Below are 440 nucleotides of genomic sequence, written 5' to 3' on the forward strand. Positions count from 1 at the left end.
ATAACGGATATACACCCTTAAACCAAAACCTGGCCCAACTCTTGCTCTACCTCCTGTTACCGCACCCTCGACCCCTGTGCGGCGGAGACTCTTGACTATGGCAATCACCCCGAATTCGCTCCTTCAGGTAGCCCTTGCGGCCAAGCCTCAAGCGCCCGCTGCCAATCCACCGGCAGTGGCTGCGAACCCGCGGGACAAGGCCCCGGGCTTCGCTCAGGTGTTCGCCAACCAGGCCCCTGCGCCTGCGGCAAAACCTGTCGACACCCCCATCAAATCCACCCGCGACAAGCCTGCGGACAACAGCCCCAAGCCCGTCGCCAACAACGACAAGCCTGCCGCCGGTACCCCATCGGTTGCCGATAACGGCAAGACTTTGCCTGCCAACCCGCCGGCCAAGGCGGACACCCCGGACACCACCGCCAAGTCAGACGACGATGCCC

Annotated in this window: 1 pseudogene; it reads left to right on the plus strand. The window is 63.4% G+C overall.

Annotated elements, in window-relative coordinates:
- Positions 1-97: 97 nt before the first annotated feature.
- Positions 98-440 (plus strand): annotated as a pseudogene (locus HX846_RS32730) (flagellar hook-length control protein FliK); the annotation flags it as partial.

Source organism: Pseudomonas sp. K5002 (assembly GCF_013386655.1).
Lineage (GTDB): Bacteria > Pseudomonadota > Gammaproteobacteria > Pseudomonadales > Pseudomonadaceae > Aquipseudomonas.